The organism is Nocardiopsis nanhaiensis (assembly GCF_054778635.1).
Genome location: NZ_BAAGZJ010000027.1, coordinates 49,290 through 70,711, shown reverse-complemented (window position 1 = coordinate 70,711; position 21,422 = coordinate 49,290). Strand labels below are relative to the sequence as shown.

At 69.7% G+C, this 21,422-nt stretch carries 20 protein-coding genes and 1 tRNA gene; 15 read left to right on the top strand and 6 right to left on the bottom strand.

The annotated features are described in order from the left end of the window. Positions 1-81: 81 nt before the first annotated feature. From ACYVD1_RS15075 to ACYVD1_RS15065, 3 genes are all read right to left on the bottom strand, one after another. Positions 82-999, bottom strand: a complete 918-nt coding sequence (locus ACYVD1_RS15075) for a hypothetical protein (protein WP_460772600.1) — start codon at positions 997-999, stop codon at positions 82-84. Positions 1,000-1,293: 294 nt separating this feature from the next. Further along, positions 1,294-1,863 (bottom strand): peptidoglycan-binding domain-containing protein, encoded by a 570-nt coding sequence (locus tag ACYVD1_RS15070; RefSeq protein ID WP_460772597.1) that lies wholly within the window; start codon positions 1,861-1,863, stop codon positions 1,294-1,296. Between the two features lie 162 nt (positions 1,864-2,025). Beyond that, positions 2,026-2,589 (bottom strand): peptidoglycan-binding domain-containing protein, encoded by a 564-nt coding sequence (locus ACYVD1_RS15065; RefSeq protein ID WP_460772594.1) that lies wholly within the window; start codon positions 2,587-2,589, stop codon positions 2,026-2,028. Between the two features lie 257 nt (positions 2,590-2,846). Between ACYVD1_RS15065 and ACYVD1_RS15060 the strand changes: the two genes are divergently transcribed. The 5 genes from ACYVD1_RS15060 to ACYVD1_RS15040 all read left to right on the top strand — a co-directional run bounded on the left by ACYVD1_RS15060 (position 2,847) and on the right by ACYVD1_RS15040 (position 9,979). Continuing rightward, a complete protein-coding gene (locus ACYVD1_RS15060; RefSeq protein WP_460772592.1) occupies positions 2,847-4,019 on the top strand; it encodes a DNA polymerase III subunit delta' in 1,173 nt (390 codons plus the stop codon). A gap of 215 nt (positions 4,020-4,234) precedes the next feature. After that, positions 4,235-5,779 (top strand): alpha/beta hydrolase, encoded by a 1,545-nt coding sequence (locus ACYVD1_RS15055; RefSeq protein ID WP_460772588.1) that lies wholly within the window; start codon positions 4,235-4,237, stop codon positions 5,777-5,779. Positions 5,780-5,878: 99 nt separating this feature from the next. Beyond that, positions 5,879-5,951 (top strand) — tRNA-Thr (locus ACYVD1_RS15050). A gap of 179 nt (positions 5,952-6,130) precedes the next feature. Next, positions 6,131-9,511 (top strand): right-handed parallel beta-helix repeat-containing protein, encoded by a 3,381-nt coding sequence (locus tag ACYVD1_RS15045; RefSeq protein ID WP_460772586.1) that lies wholly within the window; start codon positions 6,131-6,133, stop codon positions 9,509-9,511. A 120-nt stretch (positions 9,512-9,631) separates the two neighbouring features. Beyond that, positions 9,632-9,979 (top strand): hypothetical protein, encoded by a 348-nt coding sequence (locus ACYVD1_RS15040; RefSeq protein WP_460772582.1) that lies wholly within the window; start codon positions 9,632-9,634, stop codon positions 9,977-9,979. A 28-nt stretch (positions 9,980-10,007) separates the two neighbouring features. Here ACYVD1_RS15040 and ACYVD1_RS15035 read toward each other — a convergent pair whose 3' ends face one another. Then, entirely contained in the window at positions 10,008-10,163 is a 156-nt protein-coding gene (locus ACYVD1_RS15035) for a hypothetical protein (RefSeq protein ID WP_460772580.1), read from the bottom strand. A 236-nt stretch (positions 10,164-10,399) separates the two neighbouring features. Here ACYVD1_RS15035 and ACYVD1_RS15030 point away from each other — a divergent pair, with 236 nt between their 5' ends. Then, positions 10,400-10,615, top strand: coding sequence for a hypothetical protein (locus ACYVD1_RS15030; protein WP_460772577.1), 216 nt, complete (start codon positions 10,400-10,402; stop codon positions 10,613-10,615). 55 nt (positions 10,616-10,670) lie between these two features. Continuing rightward, on the top strand, positions 10,671-11,060 hold the full coding sequence (locus ACYVD1_RS15025; protein WP_460772575.1) for a hypothetical protein: 390 nt from the start codon (positions 10,671-10,673) through the stop codon (positions 11,058-11,060). Positions 11,061-11,085: 25 nt separating this feature from the next. On the opposite strand, the gene ACYVD1_RS15020 is transcribed toward ACYVD1_RS15025, so the two are convergent. After that, positions 11,086-11,649 (bottom strand): hypothetical protein, encoded by a 564-nt coding sequence (locus ACYVD1_RS15020; RefSeq protein ID WP_460772639.1) that lies wholly within the window; start codon positions 11,647-11,649, stop codon positions 11,086-11,088. A 554-nt stretch (positions 11,650-12,203) separates the two neighbouring features. Between ACYVD1_RS15020 and ACYVD1_RS15015 the strand changes: the two genes are divergently transcribed. Further along, a complete protein-coding gene (locus tag ACYVD1_RS15015; RefSeq protein ID WP_460772572.1) occupies positions 12,204-12,530 on the top strand; it encodes a hypothetical protein in 327 nt (108 codons plus the stop codon). Positions 12,531-12,674: 144 nt separating this feature from the next. Beyond that, on the top strand, positions 12,675-13,253 hold the full coding sequence (locus ACYVD1_RS15010; RefSeq protein ID WP_460772569.1) for an RNA polymerase sigma factor: 579 nt from the start codon (positions 12,675-12,677) through the stop codon (positions 13,251-13,253). Between the two features lie 105 nt (positions 13,254-13,358). On the opposite strand, the gene ACYVD1_RS15005 is transcribed toward ACYVD1_RS15010, so the two are convergent. Next, the gene (locus ACYVD1_RS15005; RefSeq protein WP_460757813.1) at positions 13,359-13,883 is read right to left on the bottom strand and encodes an inorganic diphosphatase; all 525 of its coding nucleotides are present in this window, start codon (positions 13,881-13,883) and stop codon (positions 13,359-13,361) included. 76 nt (positions 13,884-13,959) lie between these two features. Between ACYVD1_RS15005 and dacB the strand changes: the two genes are divergently transcribed. The 6 genes from dacB to folE all read left to right on the top strand — a co-directional run bounded on the left by dacB (position 13,960) and on the right by folE (position 21,371). Beyond that, the gene (dacB, locus tag ACYVD1_RS15000; protein WP_460772566.1) at positions 13,960-15,315 is read left to right on the top strand and encodes a D-alanyl-D-alanine carboxypeptidase/D-alanyl-D-alanine endopeptidase; all 1,356 of its coding nucleotides are present in this window, start codon (positions 13,960-13,962) and stop codon (positions 15,313-15,315) included. A 444-nt stretch (positions 15,316-15,759) separates the two neighbouring features. Next, entirely contained in the window at positions 15,760-16,839 is a 1,080-nt protein-coding gene (locus ACYVD1_RS14995) for a zinc-dependent metalloprotease (protein ID WP_460757850.1), read from the top strand. After that, positions 16,836-17,834 carry a tRNA lysidine(34) synthetase TilS gene (tilS, locus tag ACYVD1_RS14990; protein WP_460772562.1) on the top strand — a complete coding sequence of 333 codons (999 nt, stop codon included), beginning with the start codon at positions 16,836-16,838 and terminating at the stop codon, positions 17,832-17,834. The genes ACYVD1_RS14995 and tilS overlap by 4 nt, the downstream gene beginning before the upstream one ends. Before the next feature lie 99 nt (positions 17,835-17,933). Beyond that, positions 17,934-18,488: a hypoxanthine phosphoribosyltransferase gene (hpt, locus tag ACYVD1_RS14985; RefSeq protein WP_460772558.1), complete on the top strand. Its 555-nt coding sequence runs from the start codon at positions 17,934-17,936 to the stop codon at positions 18,486-18,488. 286 nt (positions 18,489-18,774) lie between these two features. Then, positions 18,775-20,781, top strand: a complete 2,007-nt coding sequence (gene ftsH, locus ACYVD1_RS14980; RefSeq protein ID WP_460772555.1) for an ATP-dependent zinc metalloprotease FtsH — start codon at positions 18,775-18,777, stop codon at positions 20,779-20,781. Beyond that, positions 20,778-21,371, top strand: coding sequence for a GTP cyclohydrolase I FolE (gene folE, locus ACYVD1_RS14975; RefSeq protein WP_460757818.1), 594 nt, complete (start codon positions 20,778-20,780; stop codon positions 21,369-21,371). The genes ftsH and folE overlap by 4 nt, the downstream gene beginning before the upstream one ends. Positions 21,372-21,422 lie beyond the last annotated feature (51 nt).

Below are 21,422 nucleotides of genomic sequence, written 5' to 3'. Positions count from 1 at the left end.
TTCGAGCTGCGGCAGGGGCCCTTCGCGCTGTTGGCGAGCCGGTCGGACTCCGCGCCGTGGCCCGGTCCAGCCAGGATCCGCTCAGCGGGTCAGAGTCCACTCCCCGTCGCCCCCGACCTCCAAGATGTCCGCGCCTTCCTGCAGGGGTTCCTCTCCCTCGTAGGCGCCGAGTTCGTTGGCCATATAGTCGCTGCTATCCCCGGCGAGGCTTTTGACGCTGAAGTACCTGTCTCCTTCGTGGTACAGGCTGAGGGAAGCGAAGTTGCCAGTGGACCACAGCAGTTGGAGGACGTCGTCGCCGCTGTCGGAGTACTCGCTCTCGTCCGCCCGCCAGGGGGTCGCGTGGGTCAACGGCTCGATGGCGACCTCCCAGTCACCGTCGGCTTCGATCTTCAGCATGCCGATGTCGTCCTCGAAGATCGTGGTGAGCAGCATCCGGCCCTCGTATGGGCTTCGCTTGGTGGCCACCAGGTCCGCGGAGTCGGAGTCGGATCCCCCGGCGTACAAGCTGAACACGTCGGACCCCTCGTGGGTCATCGAGATGATCCGTACGTCGTCGAACGAAGGCTCCACCTCGACGAGGGTGTCACCGCTGCCGCTCGCCTCGAGGACGTCGTGCTCAGGGAAGTCCGGAGGGGTGCCCGGCCCTTCGGGCTCGTCGTCTGCGGACTCGTCCGTGCTGTCGCCCTCGGCTGAGCCCTCGTTTGGGGCCGCGTCGTCCGGGTCCGCTTCCTCGTCCGTTGCTGCAATGGAGGGGTCGTCCTGGGCGGTGGGTGTGCCGTCGGAGGGTACCCGGACGAAGGCGGCGACAGCGGCGAGGACGAGGAAGGCCGTGCCCAGCGCGGCACCGCCCAGAGCGACCTTGGTCCCCGTCCCCAAGCCTTGGGGCTCGGGCTGCGGGGGATAGCCGAACGGGTACTGGTGGGGGCTCTGTGGGCCGGGGCCGTGCGGCGGCTGGCAGCCCTGCGGTCCCGAACCGTGCGGACGGGGTGGGTTCACGGGATCTCCGTGCTCGTGGGGAGTCGGGGCTCCATTGTGGGGGAGGGGGACCGGGTTGTGTCGAGTCCTGTTCGGTCACGGCTGGGGGTGTAGGTCCGAGCCGAGTACCGACGCCTGGTTCGGGTCAGGTGGGGATCGGAACTGCTGGCACTGCCTTCGACCACCTGGACGCCCGTCTGCGACCCGGTGGCGATCTGCCCGAACCCCGGGGTCGCCAGCCCCGGAAGCTTGGGACGGCATGGCCGTGCCCCGGCCGGGGACCCACGCGTCCGACCGGGGCACGGAGACCGGTGGTCAGTCGACGGAGGTGTCTTCGGGGGTCATGAGGGCCTGGAAGGTGATCGGGCCGACGATGCCGTCGTCGTCGATTCCCTGTGCGGCCTGGAAGTCGTGCACGGCCGCTTCGGTCGCCGGGCCGAACTCGCCGTCCAGCAACAGGTCGTAGCCGTACCCGCCGATCAGCGCCTGCTGGACAGCCTTCACCAGGTTGCCGCTGTCACCTGTCTGGACGAGCCCCATGTCGTCGCTGAGGGCCTCCCAGGTGGCGGTGCCCACCACTCCGTCCGCCTCGACGTCCTTGGCGGTCTGGTAGTCGATGACGGCTTCGGTCAACCGCTCGTCGAAGTGCTCGTCGGCGTGGACGACGTCGAGGTAGCCGAAGTCGAAGAGCATGAACTTGACGACCGACACCTCCCAGCGGTTCTGCCCCTCCGCCAGCTCGGGCCACTCGGCCGCCTCGATCGTGGAGATCACCTCGGGCGGCGTGTCCGGGCCGTCGGCGAGCGCCGGGGCCCCCGAGAACCCGACGCCCGCGACCACGGCCCCGGACGCGATCAGCATGGCTACTCCGCGTGCCTTCGTCATGGTTCTTCCCTTCGCTTGTTGACGACGCCCCCGCGGCCGTCTCTACTGGGGTAGATCCGTGCCGGAGGCGACGGGTTCGCTTCGGCGGCCCTTCTGACCTGCTTCGGCCCCGATGACAACCCCGTACTGGAGGTCGCGTCGGTCCGCGGCCCGGGGCCGTCGTCACCAGCCGGTGGACACGATGGCCTGGAAGGTCGTGTAACCGACGATGCCGTCGTTCGGGAGGTCGGCGCTGTCCTGGAACCCGACCACCGCATCCAGGGTCGCCGGGCCGAACAGGCCGTCCTGCGGCACGTCGAAGCCGTGGCCCGCGGCGAGCGCGTACTGGACGGCCAGTACCCCGTAGCCGCTGTCGCCCTGCCCCATGGGGACCAGGTCCGCGGTGAGCGCAGCCCAGGTCTCGCCGTCCACCACGCCGCTCTCCGGGATGTTCCGGTCCCGCTGGTACTCCTCGACCGCCTCGCTCAGCCGTTCGTCGAAGTGCTTGTCGGCGTTGCTGGCGTCGTAGTAGTCGAGATCGTGGAGGATGTACTTGACGACCGTCACCTCCCAGGTGACGTAGCCCTCCTCCAGTTCGGGCCACTCCGAGGCCTCGACGGACGCCGTGACCTCCGGCGGGCTGCTGGGAGCGCCGTTCTGAGCCAGGGCGGGTGTTCCGGAGGCTCCGATCCCGGCGACGGCGGCCCCGGACGCGATCAGCACGGCGATCCCGCGTACCTTCGACATGTGCTTCCCCTCAGCGTGTGGACGGCGCCCCCGTGCGGCCGTCTGTACCGGGAGAGATGGCCGAGGCGGAAGCGCGGTTCGTCCCCGCGCGCCTTCTGACCTGGTTCGGCCGTGCGGACAACGGGGCGGACCGGTTCGCGTCGTTGACCGAATCGGCCGCGGGAAGCGGCGGAACGGGGCCTGTGGAAAACGGTCCGGGTGTCGTCCGCGGCTCCTATCCTGGTAACCAGACATTCCACGCGGCCCAGGGGGGAAGCTTGACGGTCTTCGACGACCTTGTCGGCCAGGAAACGGCGAGCGCCCAACTGACCCACGCAGTCAACGGCGCGGCCGACCTCCTCGCGGGCGGCCCAGGGGCGGGGATGACCCACGCCTGGCTGTTCACCGGCCCACCCGGCTCCGGCCGGGAGGAGGCCGCGCGGGCCTTCGCCGCCGCCCTCCAGTGCGACGAGGGGGGTTGCGGGCACTGCGGCTCCTGCCACCAGGTGCTGACCGGAACCCACCCCGACATCCTCTATGTGCGGCCCAGCGGGCTGAGCTTCGGTGTGGCCGCCACCCGCGACCTGGTGCTCCGAGCCGGGTCCAAGCCGTCCGGCGGCAACTTCCGCATCGTGCTCTTCGAGGACGCCGACCGGGCCACCGAGGCCGCCTCGAACGCCCTCCTCAAGGCGGTGGAGGAGCCCTCGCCGCGGACGGTGTGGCTGCTGTGCACGCCCACACCCGACGACCTCCTCATCACCATCCGCTCCCGCTGCCGCATGGTCACCCTGGCCACCCCGGGTACCCGCCAGATCGTCGACGCGCTCGTCCAGCGCGAGGGCGTGGACCCCGTCGCCGCCGAAGCCGCCGCCCGTGCCTCCGCTGGGCGGACCGACCGGGCGCGGCAGCTGGCCACCGACCCGGAGGCGCGCCGCCGCCGGGAGGAGGTCCTGTCCATCCCGGCCCGGCTCGACGGGCTGGGTACCTGCGTCACCTCCGCGGCCCGGCTGTACGAGATCGCCGAGGAGGAGTCCAAGGCGCTCACCACAGCACTCAACGAGAAAGAGAAGGACGAGCTCAAGGCGGCCTTCGGCGAAGGTTCGACCGGCAAGGGCGTGGCCAAGGCGGTCCGCGGGGCCTCCGGCGCCCTCAAGGACCTGGAGGAGCGGCAGAAGCGCCGGGCCACCAGGATCAAGCGGGACTCCTACGACCGAGCCCTGCTCGACCTGGCCGCCTTCTACCGGGACGTGCTCGCCCTGCAGATGGGCGCCACCGTGGAGCTGTCCACCGGGGAGCGCTCCGGAGACCTGGAGCGGATCGCCCGTTCCGGTACCCCGGAGTCCATGCTGCGCCGGATCGACGCGATCATGGCCTGTCGCGAGCGGATCGCGGCCAATGTGCACCCGCAGATCGCCATGGAGGCGATGACCTCCGCGCTCCTGGCCGGGTAGCTGGCCAGGGCCCGGTCGTGGCCCCTGCGGGTCCCCTGGCGCTTCCTGCGGTGCCCAGAGGACCCTGCGTGCCCCGGCACGGTTTCCCGTGCGGGGCCGGTGCCGACTCCGGCACGGGGTGCGGCGCGGGGCCGAGTGACCAGACCCGGGGCGAGGGCGGCGAAGCGCCCCGGGACAATGGTGCGGGACAGGATGCGACTGGAAGCTGGTGTCGGGTGGGTTCGAGGGTTCGGGGTTCGTTGGCGGTGCTGCTGACCGGGGCGGTGCTGGCGGTCGGCTGTACGACGGACGGCGGAGGCGACGGCACTCCGGAAGACGGGGCCCCGGTGGACTTCGCCGAGCAGGAGCTCGACTGGGCGGAGTGCGAGAGCGGCCTCCCGGACAGCGAGTGCGCGGTCTTCGAGGCCCCACTGGACTACGAAGACCCTGATGGCGAGCGGATCGAGATCGCGGTCAAGCGCACCCCCGCCGAGGGCGACGCCGTCGGTTCCCTGCTGGTCAACCCCGGCGGCCCCGGCGGCTCCGGTTACGACTTCGTCGACCACGCGCCCTATTCGGTCAGCGACACGGTCCGTGAGAACTTCGACGTGGTCGGCTTCGATCCCCGGGGCGTGGGCCGCAGCACCCCGCTTACCTGTCTGGATGCTGAGGGGGTCGACGATTTCCTCGGCACGGACTACGGGGACGGTGAGGGTGCCGACGACCTCGCCGACCTCAGCCCCGAGGGGCTCGACGAGATCGAGGCCAACAGCAGGGAGTTCGTGGAGGCCTGCGAGGAGAACGGCCCCGAGCTCATGCGCAACATCGGCACCGCCGACGTCGCCCGTGACATGGACATGCTGCGCGGCCTGCTCGGTGACGAGCAGCTCACCTACCTCGGCGCCTCGTACGGCACGCACATCGGCGCGCAGTACGCCGAGCAGTTCCCGGAACGGGTGCGGGCTCTGGTGCTCGACGGCGCCATCGACCCCAGCCAGGACCAGCTGAGCGTCAGCGTGGAACAGGCGGCGGGTTTCCAGACCGCGCTGGCCTCCTTCGTGGAGGACTGCCTGGCCCGGCCCGACTGCCCGATCGGTGAATCCGGCACCGGTGTCGAGGAGGGCATCGCGGAGTTGGACGCCTTCCTGGAGAGCGCGGCCGTGGAGCCGCTGGACAGCACCACCGGCGACGGCCGCGAGGTCAACCGGGCCCGTGCCGAACTGGGCGTGCTCGCCGCCCTGTACTCGGAGAACTGGTGGCCGCGGGTGCGGGAGGCGCTCACGGAGGCCGTGGAGGACGGTGACGGCACCGGTCTGCTGCTGCTCGGGGACGACCTGTACGGGCGCGGTGACCTGGCCGAGTACGAGAACTCGACCGCCGCGCTCATGGCCGTGAACTGCTCCGACTCCGAGGCACCCCGCGAGGTGGACGCCTACGCGGAAGCGGCCGCCGCGTCGGGCGAGGCGTCGCCGACCTTCGGCCCGACCCTCGCCTGGGGCGCGCTTCCCTGTGCCTTCTGGCCGGAGGAGGCGGTGGCCCCGCTCGGTGAGCTCAGGGCCCAAGGGGCCGACCCGATCATGGTGCTGGGTACCACTCGCGACTCCGCCACCCCCTACGCCTGGTCCGAGGCGCTCGCCGGTCAGCTGGACTCCGGGTTCCTCCTCACCAGAGACGGCGACGGCCACACGGGTTACCGGATGGGTGACGAGTGCGTGGACGAGATCGTCGACGAGTACCTGATGGAACTCGCCGTGCCCGACGACGGTATGGAATGCGCCTGACACGGCGGTGCGGTGTCCGGTTCGGGTGAGCCTGTACGTGCCACTCGTGAGAGGCGCTAGACTGGTTCCTGCTTCGCCGCACACGACATGTGGCGTCGTGCCGCCTTAGCTCAGTCGGCAGAGCGATTCACTCGTAATGAATAGGTCATCGGTTCGATTCCGATAGGCGGCTCAGCCAACTCAGGCCCGTCCGGGAAACCCGGGCGGGCCTGAGGCGTTTCCGCGGTTCTGACCGACCCTGGCCACGGGGGTGTGCTTCGGTGCGGGTTCCCGGCGCCCGAGGTGGATACGGTACATAGCGCAGACACTCCGGCGCGGCGCCGCGGCCGCAACCCCCTTTGGAGTCGATGGATGATTACGGTCCGCGTCTCGAAGACGGATCCCGCCGCCAGCTCGTCGTTGGGGAAGGTGATCCGGGACCCCCGGTACAGGAGATCGGACCTGTACTTGCAAGTAGACCCGGGGGAGTATGTGGAACCCCAGGTCATCGGGGTTCTGCGCCGAGTGGTTGTGGTCCCCACCGAAGGGTCTGGGACGGTCACGGTCGCGGCGGCCAACGAGACCAACGTGTTCAACGTGCACGGGGGCGGGAACCTGGAGATCTACGGGGTCTCCGTGCGGAGCGCCTCGGACGAGTACCCGCCCCTGTACGCGCAGAAGGGCGCTCGGGTCAGGACGGTGGACTGCGTCTTCACCGCGCCCCGGAGGGTCAACGTGGTGTCCTCCCACGCGGAGATCGTCGGGTGCCGGTTCGAGGACAGCGGACTGCTGTGGGACGGCAGTGAGGGCAGCGTACGCGACTGCTACTTCGCCGGGGCGGTGATCGCTGTCCAGGGCGGGTGCTCCCCGCGGATCAGCGGGACGGTCTTCACCGGGGCCCATGACGACTGGCACAGCCTCTACGTCGCCAACTCGTCCCCGGAGATCACCGACTGCGCCCTCGTGGACGGGGGCGGCGTCTACGTCCGGGACCGGGCACAGCCGGAGTTCACCGACCTGAAGGTCACAGGCTCATACGACTGGCCGGTCCGGGTCTACGAACGCTCCAAGGCGGTCTTCACCCGGCTGGTGGTGGAGGACGCCCGCAAGGAGGACACAGACGCCTTCTTCGTCCACGGGGACTCCGAGAGCACCCTGTACGACTGCGAGATCACCGACGCCACCCGCACCGGGGTGGCGATCGAGGGCGGCAGGCTCACCGCCCGAGGGTTGACCGTGAACGGCACCGCCACCGACGCCGTCCTCATCGACGGCGGGGAGGTGGCCATGACCGACCTGAGGTGCACCCGGGTCGGGAAGGCGGCCCTGGTGGTCGCCGACGGCGCCAGGGCGACCGTCGCGGGGATGTCCGTGGCCGAGAGCGGGGAGGAGGAACGCGGCGCGATCGCCTCGGTCCGGTCCCGGTTCGAGGTGAGCGATCTCCGGGTCAGCCGCTGGCACGGCCCGATGGCCATCGTCGTGGGCGGCCGTGGCGTGTTCGAGGACATCGTCGGCCACGATGTGGGATCGGGGGTCCACAGCCGTGAGGACGCCACGATCTCGGTGCGCGGCATGGTGCTGCGTGAGGCCCGCGAGGGTGGCCTGAACATCCTCGACGGCACGGAGATCCAGGTCCGTCACGCCGACCTCTCCGACTGCGGCGAGGACGCGGTCTACGTCCAGGGCGGCCACGTCACGATCCGGTCCTCCACCCTGTCCGGCAGCGGCGAGCGCGGGGTCCGGGTGGGCAGCGGCGGCGTGGTCGCGCTGGAGGACACCGCGATCCGGGACGGCCGGGGAGACGGCCTCATGGTGGAGGAGGGCGGCCGAGTACGCCTGGTGCGGTGCACCGTCTCCGGAAACGACGACGAGGGCCTGAACGCCTCCGACAGCGCCTCCGTGTACCTGGAGTACAGCACCTTCAGCGGCAACCGCGGGGGCAACGGAGACCGGGTGTCCGCGCGCGCCGCCGAGTCCTCCGCACCGACCGGTGACGGCACGGTGGGTGGATGCCCGGGTGAGGTTCAGGGCGACGGGACCGTGCGGGACCGTGCGCGCCCGCTGGAAGTCCTGCTCTCGGAGCTGGAGGGGATGGTGGGCCTGGACGGGGTGAAGAAGGAGGTCCGGTCGCTCGTCAACTTCCAGCAGGTGAGCGCGAAGCGGGTCGAGGCGGGGCTGCCGGCGCTGAATGTCAGCCGCCATTTGGTGTTCTCGGGGCCGCCCGGGACCGGGAAGACTACGGTGGCACGGCTGTACGGGGAGATCCTGCGTTCACTGGGGGTGCTCTCCAAAGGGCAGTTCCTGGAGGTGTCCCGGGCGGACCTGGTGGCTGAGCACCTCGGTGGCACGACGCGCAAGACCACGGACTTGGTGGAGCGTGCTCGGGGCGGTGTGCTGTTCGTCGACGAGGCGTACACGCTGTCGCGGCGCTTCGGCAGCGGCACTGACTTCGGTCAGGAGGCCATCGACACGCTCATCAAGCTGATGGAGGACTTCCGCGAGGAGGTCGTCCTGGTCTTCGCCGGCTACTCGGGTGAGATGCGTACCTTCCTCGACGCCAACCCCGGGCTGCGGTCGAGGATGGGTCGGACGATCGCATTCGAGAACTACACCCCGGAACAGCTCAGCGGGATCTTCGCGGGGATGTCCGCGGAACAGGGATACGACCTGGGTGAGGGCGTGCGCGACATCGTGGCCCGGCACTTCCGCAGGCAGCGGCGCGACGAGGCGTTCGGCAACGGGCGCGAGGCGCGCAGGATGTTCGAGGAGACGGTGCGGGCCCAGGCCAACCGGCTCGTGGAGGGCGGTTTCACGACCCTCGACGACCTCACCCAGGTTCTGCCCGAAGACCTGGACGGCGTGGTGGACCCCGAACTCGTCGCGGGGGTCGGCACACCACGGGACACCGGCCGGGTTCGCGTGCTGATGGACCGGCTGGACGGGATGGTGGGTCTGGCCGACGTCAAGCGCGAGGTGCGGGGGCTGACGGATCTGCTGTCCGCTGCCCGTCGGCGCCAAGCAGCCGGGCTGGGAACGCCGCCGTCGCGCCACTTGGTGTTCTCGGGCTCTTCCGGGACCGGGAGGGGCACTGTGACGCGGATCTACGGTGAGCTGCTGGCGGCGCTGGGCGTGTTGGAACGGGGCCAGGTGGTGGAGGTCTCGCGGACGGACCTGGTGGGAGCACCGGGAAGGAGGGAGCGGGGCCGGACGGAGCAGCGGACACGGGAGGCGTTCGAACAGGCGCGGGGAGGTGTCCTCCTGGTGTCCGATGCGCACCTGTTGACCAGGGGAGATTCCGGGGGTGAGCGGGCCGGGCAGGAAGCCGTCGATACTCTGCTCGGTCTGATGGAGGGCCACCGTGACGAGGTCGTGGTGGTCCTGGCGGGCAGCTCACGGGAGATCCGCGCCTTCCTCGCTGGGAATCCCGAGCTGGCCTCGCGGTTCTCCCGGACTGTGGAGTTCCCGTCCTACAGTCGTGCGGAGCTGGTGGACATCTTCGTGGGGATGGCCGAGGAGGCGGACTTCCTGGTGCCCGCGAAGACCTTGGAGGTGCTCTCGGAGCTGGTGGCCGCGGAGGGTGAACGCTTCGCGGAGGGCAACGGGCGCGAGGTGCGCGCGCTGTTCGAGGCGAGCGTGACCTGGCAGGCGCGGCGGATCGAGGCCGCTGCCGCCGCCGGTGGGACCCTTGACGTGGCCGAACTCCAGACCCTGCTGCCCGAGGACGTCCAGGCGGGAAACCCGAACACGCCCTAACGCCGTGCTCCGGCTCGCGCGGGGAGCGGTCACCGGGTGTCGGCCGACCTTGGCGGAATGATTACCCGGAGTGTGCGGCTGTTGTGTCTGTTGTGCGAGGTGTATGGGTAGTTGGGCGTTATGAGCCTGATGTTCATGCTGTTCGCCCTGCTGGGTGCTGTGGTCGTTCTCGGTGGGGGTTTCTACGGGCTGCGCCTGGTCGTCGGCCGTATGGAGGCACGGGGGGCCGTAGTCGAGCCGGAGCCGCCGAGGTCCGCGCCCCGGCGAGACGTGGGCGGGTACGTGCCCGCGCCGCGCGAGGCCGACGAACTTCCCGCGGAACTGCGCTCGCGCGTGCACAACCTGATCGCGCTGGGCTGCATCGACGAGGCGGTCCGGGCGGTCCGCGAACACCTGGACGGCGACGAGGGGCGCGCACGCGGCATCGTGCGGCGCCTCGGTGGCGGGAGGGCCGCGTTGGAGCCCTGACTGGGGAGAGCATGTCCCCCTGGCAGGTTCAGACCCGCTGCCGGTTCTGCAGCCAGCCCCACACGGTGGTGGCGACGAAGAGGACGCCGCCGATCAGGGCCAGCCAGAACAGTCCCTCGATCAGGATCCCGAGGATGGAGACAATCAGCCAGATCGCGAGCAGGACGAGGATGAGGTAGACCATCTGTGCTCCAGGTTGCTTCGCGTGCTTCGGGGTTCTACCGATGCCCTTATTTCGGGTTTCTAGCGGTGCCCCTACCCGCGCTTCCAACGCTCGAAGCGAGCGTCGTCCGTGTTCTGTTCCCGTCCGCGGCGGGACCCGGCCCGCAGAGCGTTCGCGGCCGGCCTCCGGCCAGCTCCTGGGGGCGGGGCTGTTGGGGTAGGTGTGTGCGGGTGCCCACTTCTGGGGAAGGGAGGGGCATGAGTCTGGAAGAGGCATCACGTCAGCTGGAAGCCGCCATCCACGATGCGCGGGTCTCGTTCGACTGCATCCTTTTGGAGGAGTTGGACCGGGCACACACCAACGCGATCACCGCCAGAGCAGCGGTGGACGCGGCGGAGCAGGCCGTCCGGGTGGAGCTGGAGAAGCGGGCGGCCGCGGAGTCGACCGATTCCGCCGACGCTGACTCCGACTGATCCGAGTTCCACTTTTTGGAGCTTCATACATCGAACATGTTTTCGAACAGCGGGTATGCTGTCTGGTATGCCCGATCAGTCCCTGACGTCGGACTGGCCCGCGAGTGTGCACCCACCCGGGTCGGACTCCTTCGAGCAGACGGCCCTGGAATGGCTGTTCGACCACGTGCCCGCCGACTACCGGTTGCACGGGGTCCTACGGCGCCACCCCGTAGCCCTCTCCCGGTTGGCCCGCCAGTACGTCTCCGCGACGCTGGAAGCGGCCCGAGAGGGGTATCGCACGGCCCGCGTCGACCTGCGTGACCACCTGTCACCACACGCCCTCGACCAGGTCATGAGCGCCTACCTCGCCGAAGGCCAGCGCACCGCAGGGGTGCTGCGCTCCATCGAGGCCGTGGACGGGGCGTTGCGCGCGGCGGTCCCGGAGCGGGGCGACCATGAGTGAGCGGTCGCAGTACCACCGGGTTCGCTTACGCGGTCACCCGGACCAGAACGGCGGTCTCGTCCCCGGTGTTCACCAGGTGCTGGTGCCACTGGCCGGAGGCGGTGCCGACGCCGCCCATCACGCGGGCCCGGTCCGTGGCCAGCTCGGCGGCCGAGCGCATCTGGCCGTCGTCGCCGGAGGTGATCAGGTGCGCCTTCCCGCTCACCAGGTAGAGCACCTCCAGGCTGTGCGGCCGGTCGGAGCGCCGGGCCGGTCCGGGGACGAAGCTGTTGGGTTCGAGGGCCACGGTGGTCACCCGGAAACGTCCGCTCACGTGGCGTCGCGCACTGCGCGGGGCCGGCTGCCAGCGTCCGCGCCGGGTCGGCCACAGGGTCGGTCGGCGCAGCGTCCCCGCGGCGCCCCGGGCGGCGGAGACCAGCTGTCCGATGGTGGGAAGTCGGCGTTGGCTCAGGTGGGCGTAGCCGGAAACGCGGCCGGCGTCGACCACGTCGCCGATGCCGTCGAGGGAGACGGTCGCGGGGCGCGGGCGGGGGGTGTGTTCGGTCGTGGAGGGGCGAACGGCGGTCGTCGCGGAGGCCTGGTGGGGCATCGTGAGAAGATCCTTCACGTGTACGCGGCCGGGTCCTGTGTCCGTGGCCGCGAGGGTGTCGTCAGTGGGTCCCGGCGGGGCCGGGGTGACAGGGGCGGCCCCTCCGAACACGCGTTCGGAGGGCAGGATCGCCCTGGTGGAATCCGTTCGCGGACAGGTCACACAGAAAAGTGGACGCCGCTCACGGGCTGGTCGCGCGGGGTCGGTCGATTCCGTCCCCTCGGCTACGACTCAGTGACGACAACACGGACACGCCGCACGGGCCAGGTGGCAGGAGGCCCAAGGGGCCATGCGAGCCGTGGCGTCGGTGCGGGTGCGCGGATACATGGACGTAAGGAGACCAGCAAAGCCAGTGGTGAGTCAAGCGATCACCGAGAATCACGCGTGTCGAACCGCTCACCCTTGGCCAGTCCCGGACGTGTTGCGGGAGGACTCCCGTGGTGGTGACATGTGGAGCCCGAGAACACGGCGCGTCCGCCGAACCGGGCTCCACCCCCCAGTACAGCCGTAGCGACAGGAGTGGCCGTGCAGCCGTCCGTTCCCAGAGGGCAGCCTTGACCCCCGAGGTCCAGGGCCTGTGGGCGCGCGTGCTGGCGCGTGCCCTCGTCGTGGTCGCCGTCGGCGTGATGGCCCTCGGGTTCCTGGGGGCCGAGGCGGCGCTGCTCGTCTCTGGGCTGACCGCGCTCACCTACGTGCTGCTGTGGCTGCGGTCCAGGTATGCCGGTGCCCTATTCGTCACCCCCGACCGGGAGGGCCGAGGGGACCCTCCCGACCGTCCGGGTCCGCATCCACGCCGCCCGCGTCCGCCCGGGCCGCCACGTCGGCGGCCTCAGGGCCCCGGCTGGCCACCGGAGCCGCGCCGCCCTCCGGACGAGTACTGAACCCGGTGCCCGGCCGGACTCGGTCACCGGTCCGTCGCACACCGGCCCATCGCAGCTCGCAGGAGGTGTGGCCCCGCGGAAGAACCGCGTGTCTTTCGACGAACCGGGGAGCGTCGCGCCGAGTGCGGCGTAGATTCTAGGTCTATGACGGACCAGGATCTCCTGCATGCCCTGCGCTCCGGCCGAACCCCGCCCTCAGACGCCTACGTATGGCTTCTCGATGCTTACGGAGAGGAGCTGTACCGGCGCTGCATCCTGGTCCTCCGTGATCGCGACGCCGCGCATGTCGTACTCAGGGACACCCTGATCGTCGCCCGAGCGCACAGCGCGCGCCTGCCGGACGCCGCACGGCTGGGGGAGTGGCTGCACGCGCTCGCTGAAGCCGAGTGCGCGCGCCATCGGGCGAGCTACGAGGCCGACCGCGCGCTTGCGCTTCCGGAGAAGACGGAGCTGGTCCGTGCCAGGGTGCTCAACGGAATGTGCGGATCCGCGCTGGACGGCTACCGGCTGCACGTCGCGGCACGGGCCGACCGCTTCGGCCGGGACGGCTTCCCGCTGGGTCCCGACAAGCGCCAACCGACACGCCCGACGCTTTTCCCGCTGCCCATCGTCCTCGCCCTGCTGTGCGCTCTTCTGCTCATCGCGCTGGCCGGCTACGCGCTCGTCCGCGATCCCGGCCAGGAGCCGGTCCCGTTGGCTCCGGACAGCGCCGAGGTGAACTGAGCGGTACTGCCAACGGGAACGACGACGGCCGACGTGAAAGACGAGGACCCGGCGGGGAAACCCCTGCCGGGTCCTGCGAAGCACCGAGATGCTTGTGGCGCTTGGCTACTTGCCCTCGTTGGTGATGTGCGACGCGTCGCCGTGGGAGCCGTGCTCCTCGCCGCGCTTCACCGAGGCGATGATCTCCTGCTCGGCCTCGTGGCGGCCGACCCAGCTGGCGCCCTCGACGGACTTGCCGGGCTCGAGGTCCTTGTACACGGTGAAGAAGTGCTCGATCTCGAGGCGCTCGAACTCGTTGACGTGGTGAATGTCACGAAGGTGCTCCTGGCGCGGGTCCGTCGCCGGAACGCACAGCAGCTTGTCGTCGCCGCCCGCCTCATCGCGCATGCGGAACATGCCGATGGCGCGCGCCCGGATCAGGCAACCCGGGAAAGTCGGGGCCTTGAGCAGGACAAGGGCGTCCAAGGGGTCGCCGTCCTCGCCGAGTGTTCCCTCGACGAAACCGTAGTCGGCGGGGTAGGTCGTGGAGGTGAACAGCATGCGGTCGAGACGGATACGACCGGTCTCGTGGTCCACCTCGTACTTGTTGCGCTCCCCCTTGGGGATCTCGATCGTAACGTCGAATTCCATGCTGATCTCGGCTCCCAATGCGACTAATGTCGCCGTATAACTACAACGTCAGGCCGCGACACCGAAGGAAGGGCAGGTGCCCCGGGTGCGACGGGTACGAGGCGAGGCGTTCCTCGCGCTGGCCCTGCTCAACATATTCGTGCTGATCACCGGGTTCGCAGCCCTGGACGTGATCGAGGCACGACCACTTCCGGCGGTGCCCAACCCCGTCACGCACGCCGACGGCGTGGCGGCGGTTGCACCCGCGGACCCGACTCCGGCGGCCCCGGAACGGATCGCGGACGTTCTTGATGATCCCATGTCGTCTTCTGGGCTTGAGGAGGGCCTCTCCGGTTACGTGGTTGACGGCGCCACGGGGGAGACTCTCTTCGAGCGGGACGCGGACGCCCTGGTGACCCCGGCGTCGACGACGAAGATCGCCACGGCCATCGCGGTATTGGACGCCGTCGGCCCCGACCACGTGCTGCGGACCGAGGCCTACCTCGACCCCGAGGAGAACCGGGTGGTGCTGCGTGGAGGGGGAGACGCGACTCTGACCGCGACCGCCGACTCAGCAGCATACCCGCAGGTAGCAACCTTGGAGGAGCTCGCCGAGGACACCGCTGCCGCCCTGGCGGACCAAGGACTGGGCACGGTTGCGGTCGGCTACGACGACTCGCTGTTCACCGGGTCCGACACCGGGCCCGGGTGGAAGCCCACCTACGTCACCGAGGGCAGCACCGCGACCATCCACGCGCTGCTCACCGACAGCGGCCGGGTGGACCCTGACGTGTCCACCCGGGCCCCGGACCCGCCCCTGGCCGCGGCGGAGGCCTTCGCCGACCGGTTGGAACAGGCCGGGCTCAACGTCGAGGGCTCGCCGGACGAAACCGAGGCCTCCGGGGACCCCGTCGCCTCCGTGGACTCCATGCCGATGACCGGGCTGGTCGAGTTCATGATGCTGGCCAGTGACAACAACATGGCCGAGTCGCTGGGCCGGGTCGCCGCCATGGCGATGGGCGAGGAACCCGACTTCGCGGGGGCGGCCGAAGCCACCCACCGGGTGATGGACGATCTGGGGGTCGACGGGGTGGAGCTGGCCGACAACAGCGGCCTGAGCCCCGACAACCGCATCACGGCCCACGCCCTGGTCGACATGGTGAAGGCGGCCTCCGACGAGCCCCGGCTCAACGCGACCATCACCGGCATGCCCACAGCGAACTCCACCGGTACCCTGGCCGGACGCTACTCGGAATTCTCCACCTCCCCTGAGGGGGCCGGGATGGTGCGCGGCAAGACCGGGACCCTCGACGGAGTGAGCACCCTGGCCGGCACCGTCCACGACCTGGAGGGCAACGTGTTCGTGTTCGCGCTCATGGCCAACAGCCCGGGCGCCTCCGGCCCGCAGCTGGACACCCTCGCCACTGCTCTCAGCCAATGCGGCTGTTCTTAATACTTTGGGCCTCCGCCCGCCCGTCGCCCGCCACCAACCCTCAACCGACGCGCTGGCGCGCGCAGCCCCGTTCGCCCGTCGCCCGCCACCAACCCTCAACCGACGCGCTGGCGCGCGCAGCCCCGTTCGCCCGTCGCCCGCCACCAACCCTCAACCGACGCGCTGGCGCGCGCAGCCCCGTTCGCCCGTCGCCCGCCACCAACCCTCAACGGACGCCTTCTGCGCAGTCTGGAACCCGGCTCGTTCCTCGCTAGCGGCTTGACTCCTCTTGCACTGTGCTTGCTACAACCCAGACTCTCGGGCGCTCGAACGGGAACCCCCTGCGGTTGCTGCCTTGCGTGAGACGCATTTGGCCGCCCTCAGGGGTATCCCTGGCTGGGCCCTGAATCGGCGCCCTGATCTCCGTGCTCACGGTTGTCGCATGGGTAGGCTGACGGTGTGACTGTGATCGACTGGGACGTAGCCGTCAACACCGGTGTCCGCCTCGTGCGCCCTGGGCCGCAGGTGGACCTGTCCGACGCACGGCAGGCCGTGGCTCAGTTGCGCGAGCTTTCCACCGTGGCGGCCGGGCACGTGCGCGACTTCACCGGAATGAACCCCCTCGAACCCTCAGGGCCAGCGGTCATCGTTGACCGCCCGGGATGGATTCGAGCCAACGTCGACGGGTTTCGGGTTGTTCTCGAACCCGTACTGGAACAGATGGGCGCCGACCGGCTGAACAACAGCCCGGCCGGGAACCTGACCACCGCGGTCGGTTCCCGGATCACCGGGGTGCAGCTGGGTGCGGTCCTGTCCTACCTGGCCGGGCGGGTCCTCGGCCAGTACGAACTCTTCCTGCCACCGGACCCGGACGGCAACTCGCCGACCGGGCGCCTGACCCTGGTGGCGCCCAACATCGTCAACACCGAACGCGAACTGGACGTCGACCCGCGCGACTTCCGCCTGTGGGTCTGCTTGCACGAGGAGACCCACCGGATGCAGTTCACGGCCACGCCGTGGCTGCGGGACCATGTCCAGGACCTCATGCAGGAGCTCCTGCTGTCCACGGAGATGGAGGCCTCGGACCTCATCGACCGCCTCCGGCAGGCGGGCGAGGCCGTGGCCGATGCGGTGCGGGGAGGTGACGGGAACCTCCTCACCGCGTTCCACAGCCCGGAGCAGAGCGAGCTGATGGACCGGATCACCGCCGTCATGAGCCTTGCGGAGGGGCACGGGGACTACGTCATGGACGCGGTCGGACCGGAGGTCGTGCCCTCGGTCGAGACCATCCGGGCCCGTTTCCAGAAGCGCCGGGAGTCGCCCAACCCCATCGACCGGATCATGCGCCAGCTCCTGGGCATGGACCTGAAAATGAAGCAGTACGAGGAGGGCGCCGCCTTCGTCCGCCAGGTCGTCGCCCAGGTCGGGATGGCTGAGTTCAACAAGGTGTGGACTTCGCGCGAGACCCTGCCCACCCTCGAGGAGATCCGCAACCCCGCGAAGTGGATCGAACGGGTCGTTCGGCCCGCCGCCATCACGGAGTGAGCGGACCGCCCCCCGCCGTGGCCGCCGTTCGATCGGCGGTCCGGCGGGTGCTGTCCGACCTGCCGGACGGGACTACGGCGCTGGTGGCGTGCAGCGGGGGGGCCGACTCCTTGGCGCTGGCGGGGGCGGTGGCCTTCGAGGCGCCGCGCCTGGGCCGCGCCGCCGGCGCGGTCACCGTCGACCACGGACTCCAGACTGGATCGGACACCCGTGCCAAGGCCGTCGCCGACATCGCGCGCGGGCTCGGCCTGGATCCGGTCCTGACCAGGCCCGTGCGGGTCTCCTGCGGGGGCGGTCCTGAAGCCGCGGCCCGGCACGCCCGCTACGGCGCACTGACCGCAGCGGTCTCGGAACACGCCCCCGCGGTGGTGCTCCTCGGCCACACCCTTGACGACCAGGCGGAGACGGTCCTGCTCGGGTTGGCGCGCGGCTCGGGGGCCCGTTCCCTGGCCGGGATGGCCCGGCGCACCGGTGACTACCTCCGCCCCTTGCTGGACTTGGACCGCGTGACGGTCCGGGAGGCCTGCGACCTGATGGGCCTGCGTCCTTGGGAGGACCCGCACAACCACGATCCGCGCTTCGCCCGCTCCCGGGTGCGCCACGAGGCGCTGCCCGCGCTGGAGAGGGCGCTGGGGCCGGGGATCGCCGCCGCCCTGGCCAGGACGGCGGCCATGCTCCGTTCGGACGCGGACACGCTGGACGGCCTCTCCGACGAGCTCTACGCGGAGTCCAGTGAGCTGGGTGCCGACACGGAGGAGGGTGAATGTGTCGGAGGTCTCTCCGTAGAGCGGTTGGAGCGGGCGGACTCCTCCCTGCGTACCCGCGTCCTGCGCCGCGCAGCCCTCGATGCGGGGTGCCCGGCCAGCGCGTTGACCGCGCGGCACGTCCGCGAACTGGACCGGCTCGTCACGGAGTGGCGCGGGCAGGCCCACATCGACTTGCCGGGCGGGATTCGGGGACGCCGCGCCGCTGGTCGGATCCTCTTCGGGCGCTGAGCCGTGCATGCCCCCGCCGGGTGGTCCGGCACCGTAGCCGCTTTCGGCACGCTTATCCTGGTTGCCGCAAACGGGGAATCCAGCAGCGAGGACATGAGCGTGGACGCCAAAGACATGGGACAGGACCTGGAGAAGGTCCTGGTCACCGAGGAAGAGATCAAGACGCGCCTGGCTGAGATGGGCGCGCAGATCGATGCGGACTACGCGGGCAGGGACCTGCTGATCGTCGGAGTGCTCAAGGGCGCGGTCATGGTCATGGCCGACCTCGCGCGGACGCTGCACAGCCCCGTCACGATGGACTGGATGGCCGTCTCCTCCTACGGGGCAGGGACCACGTCCTCTGGCGTGGTGCGCATCCTCAAGGACCTCGAGACCGACATCAAGGACCGCGACGTCCTGATCGTCGAGGACGTCATCGACTCCGGGCTGACCCTGTCCTGGCTGGTGGGCAACCTGAAGTCACGCGGCCCCAAGTCCGTCGAGATCTACACCATGGTCCGCAAACCGCTCGCCTTCGACGTCGACCTCGACGTCAAGTACATCGGTTTCGACCTGCCCAACGAGTTCATCATCGGTTACGGCCTCGACTACGCCGAGAAGTACCGCAACCTGCCGTTCATCGGCACGCTCGCACCGCACGTATACGAGAGTTAGAGAAGTACGCTCTCCCCAGTTGGGGAAGTACGCTCCCTACCGAGGCGCGGGCCCGCGGAGGTCCGCGCTCGGCGGTTTCCGGGAACAACGGAACGGGTCGCCGTCGTTGCCCCCATGACGGCCCCGTCACCGGCCTGAGCGGTGTGCCCGCTCGGCGCGACGAGGTGTACCGTCGAATATCCCGGCGTCATCGCAGGGAGCACGTGTCCGATAGGTCCTGCTTCGGAAAGTCCTCTGGGGCGGGCGGCCTGGTCAGGAGGGACGGACCCGACAGGGTTCCGCTCACATGAATCTGAAGCGTTTTTTCCGCGGCCCGTGGTTTTGGATCCTGGTCGTCGCCCTCATGCTCATCATCGGCTTCCGCGTGTTCGACGTCGGGGCCGGGCCGCAGCCTGAGGAGACCGACACCTCGCACGTCTACATGCTCATCGAGCAGGACCAGGTAGACAATGCCGAGCTCGTCGACCGGGACCAGCGCATCCAGCTGACCACGGTCGACGGGGACATCTACGAGTCCTACTGGGTCGAGGGCCAGGGCCTGGAGCTGGCGTCCATGCTCCAGGAGTCCAGCGAGAACCCCGAGGGGAACCTGGACTCCTACGAGGTCTCCGTCGCCACCACCCCGATCTGGACCACGGCGCTGTTCAGCCTGCTGCCGCTGATCATCATCATCATCATCTTCTGGTTCATCTTCAGCCAGATGCAGGGCGGCGGCTCCCGGGTGATGCAGTTCGGCAAGTCCAAGGCCAAGCTGATCACCAAGGACACCCCGAAGAACACCTTCGCGGACGTGGCCGGGGCCGACGAGGCCATCGAGGAGCTCCACGAGATCAAGGAGTTCCTGCAGAGTCCGGAGAAGTTCCAGACGATGGGGGCCAAGATCCCCAAGGGCGTCCTGCTGATGGGCCCGCCCGGAACCGGTAAGACCCTTCTGGCCCGCGCCGTCGCGGGTGAGGCCTCGGTCCCCTTCTACTCCATCTCCGGTTCGGACTTCGTCGAGATGTTCGTCGGTGTGGGCGCCTCGCGGGTCCGTGACCTGTTCGAGCAGGCCAAGGCCAACGCCCCCGCGATCATCTTCATCGACGAGATCGACGCCGTCGGCCGCCACCGCGGCGCGGGCATGGGCGGCGGACACGACGAGCGCGAGCAGACCCTCAACCAGATGCTGGTCGAGATGGACGGCTTCGACGTCAAGGGCGGCGTCATCCTGATCGCAGCGACCAACCGCCCCGACATCCTCGACCCCGCGCTGCTCCGCCCGGGCCGCTTCGACCGCCAGGTCGTCGTGGACCGGCCGGACATGGACGGCCGCAAGGAGATCCTCCAGGTCCACGCCAAGGGCAAGCCCATGGCCGACGACGTGGACTACACCGTCATCGCCCGCCAGACCGCCGGGATGACCGGTGCGGACCTGTCCAACGTCATCAACGAGGGTGCGCTCCTGTCGGCCCGGGCCGACAGCAAGGTCATCGACCACGCTGTCCTCGAGGAAGCCATCGAGCGTGTGATGGCCGGGCCCGAGCGCAAGACCCGGGTGATGTCGGACCGGGAGAAGAAGGTCATCGCCTACCACGAGGGCGGTCACGCCCTGGTGGGGCACGCGCTGCCCAATTCCGACCCGGTGCACAAGATCACGATCCTGCCCCGCGGCCGCGCCCTCGGCTACACGATGTCGGTACCGACCGAGGACAAGTTCCTCACCTCGCGCTCGCAGATGATGGACCAGCTGGCCATGATGCTCGGCGGTCGCGCCGCTGAGGAGCTCGTGTTCCACGAGCCCACCACCGGTGCGGGCAACGACATCGACAAGGCCACCAACCTGGCCCGCAACATGGTCACCGAATACGGCATGAGCGAGCGACTGGGTGCCCGCAAGTTCGGTTCATCCAACACGGAGCCGTTCCTTGGCCGGGAGATGTCCCACGCCCGCGAGTACTCCGAGGAGATCGCCTCCATCATCGACGAGGAGGTGCGCCGCCTCATCGAGTCCGCGCACGACGAGGCCTACGAAGTCCTCGTCGAGTACCGGGACGTACTCGACGAACTGGTCGTGCAGCTGCTGGAGAAGGAGACGCTCACCAAGAGCCAGGTACTGGAGATCTTCGCTCCGGTCCGGGACCGGCCCTCCCGCGGTTCCTACACCGGTTACGGCAAGCGCCAGCCCTCCAACCGGCCGCCCGTCCGCTCCAAGAAGGAGCTGTCCAGGCTCAACGGCGCCGAAATCCAGGGCTCATCGACCAACGGCCAGCTCTCGGCGGGGCCGACCACCAGCACTGAGGGAGACGAAGCGTGAGCGCGGACCTGCCGGCCAGATCCGTGGACCGCGAGCGCATCGCCCGCGCAGTCCGGGAGATCCTGATCGCCATCGGGGAGGACCCCGACCGCGACGGCCTGGCCAAGACCCCCGACCGGGTCGCCAGGGCCTACGAGGAGCAGTTCGCCGGCCTCGACCAGAAGCCCGGCGACGTCCTCACCACGGTCTTCGAGGCCGACCACGAGGAAATGGTCCTGGTCAAGGACATCGAGTTGTACTCGACCTGCGAGCACCACCTCGTCCCGTTCTACGGGGTCGCGCACGTCGGCTACATCCCTGGCGCGGACGGCCGCATCACCGGGCTGAGCAAGCTCGCCCGCCTGGTGGACGTCTACGCCCGCCGCCCGCAGGTGCAGGAGCGCCTGACCGGGGAGGTCGCCGACGCGATCATGGACCACCTCGACCCTCGCGGGGTGATAGTGGTGGTCGAGGCCGAGCACCTGTGCATGACCATGCGCGGCGTGCGAAAGCCCGGGGCCAAGACGGTCACCTCCGCGGTCCGGGGCATCTTCCGCAGCAGCGACCGCACCCGCCACGAGGTCATGAGCCTCATCCTCGACCGCCGCTGAGCGGGGGCCGGGAAACGAGTCCCAGGACACTCCCAGAGGGGCCGGGGCTGT

Bases quoted from the DNA above. Each gene is read 5' to 3' on its own strand.
- ACYVD1_RS15035 (WP_460772580.1), bottom strand. From the start codon at position 10,163: ATGGTCTACCTCATCCTCGTCCTGCTCGCGATCTGGCTGATTGTCTCC.
- ACYVD1_RS15005 (WP_460757813.1), bottom strand. From the start codon at position 13,883: ATGGAATTCGACGTTACGATCGAGATCCCCAAGGGGGAGCGCAACAAG.
- ftsH (WP_460772555.1), top strand. From the start codon at position 18,775: ATGAATCTGAAGCGTTTTTTCCGCGGCCCGTGGTTTTGGATCCTGGTC.
- ACYVD1_RS15025 (WP_460772575.1), top strand. From the start codon at position 10,671: ATGCTGTCTGGTATGCCCGATCAGTCCCTGACGTCGGACTGGCCCGCG.
- ACYVD1_RS15065 (WP_460772594.1), bottom strand. From the start codon at position 2,589: ATGTCGAAGGTACGCGGGATCGCCGTGCTGATCGCGTCCGGGGCCGCC.
- ACYVD1_RS15045 (WP_460772586.1), top strand. From the start codon at position 6,131: ATGATTACGGTCCGCGTCTCGAAGACGGATCCCGCCGCCAGCTCGTCG.
- ACYVD1_RS15070 (WP_460772597.1), bottom strand. From the start codon at position 1,863: ATGACGAAGGCACGCGGAGTAGCCATGCTGATCGCGTCCGGGGCCGTG.
- ACYVD1_RS15040 (WP_460772582.1), top strand. From the start codon at position 9,632: ATGAGCCTGATGTTCATGCTGTTCGCCCTGCTGGGTGCTGTGGTCGTT.
- ACYVD1_RS15030 (WP_460772577.1), top strand. From the start codon at position 10,400: ATGAGTCTGGAAGAGGCATCACGTCAGCTGGAAGCCGCCATCCACGAT.
- ACYVD1_RS15020 (WP_460772639.1), bottom strand. From the start codon at position 11,649: ATGCCCCACCAGGCCTCCGCGACGACCGCCGTTCGCCCCTCCACGACC.
- ACYVD1_RS15010 (WP_460772569.1), top strand. From the start codon at position 12,675: ATGACGGACCAGGATCTCCTGCATGCCCTGCGCTCCGGCCGAACCCCG.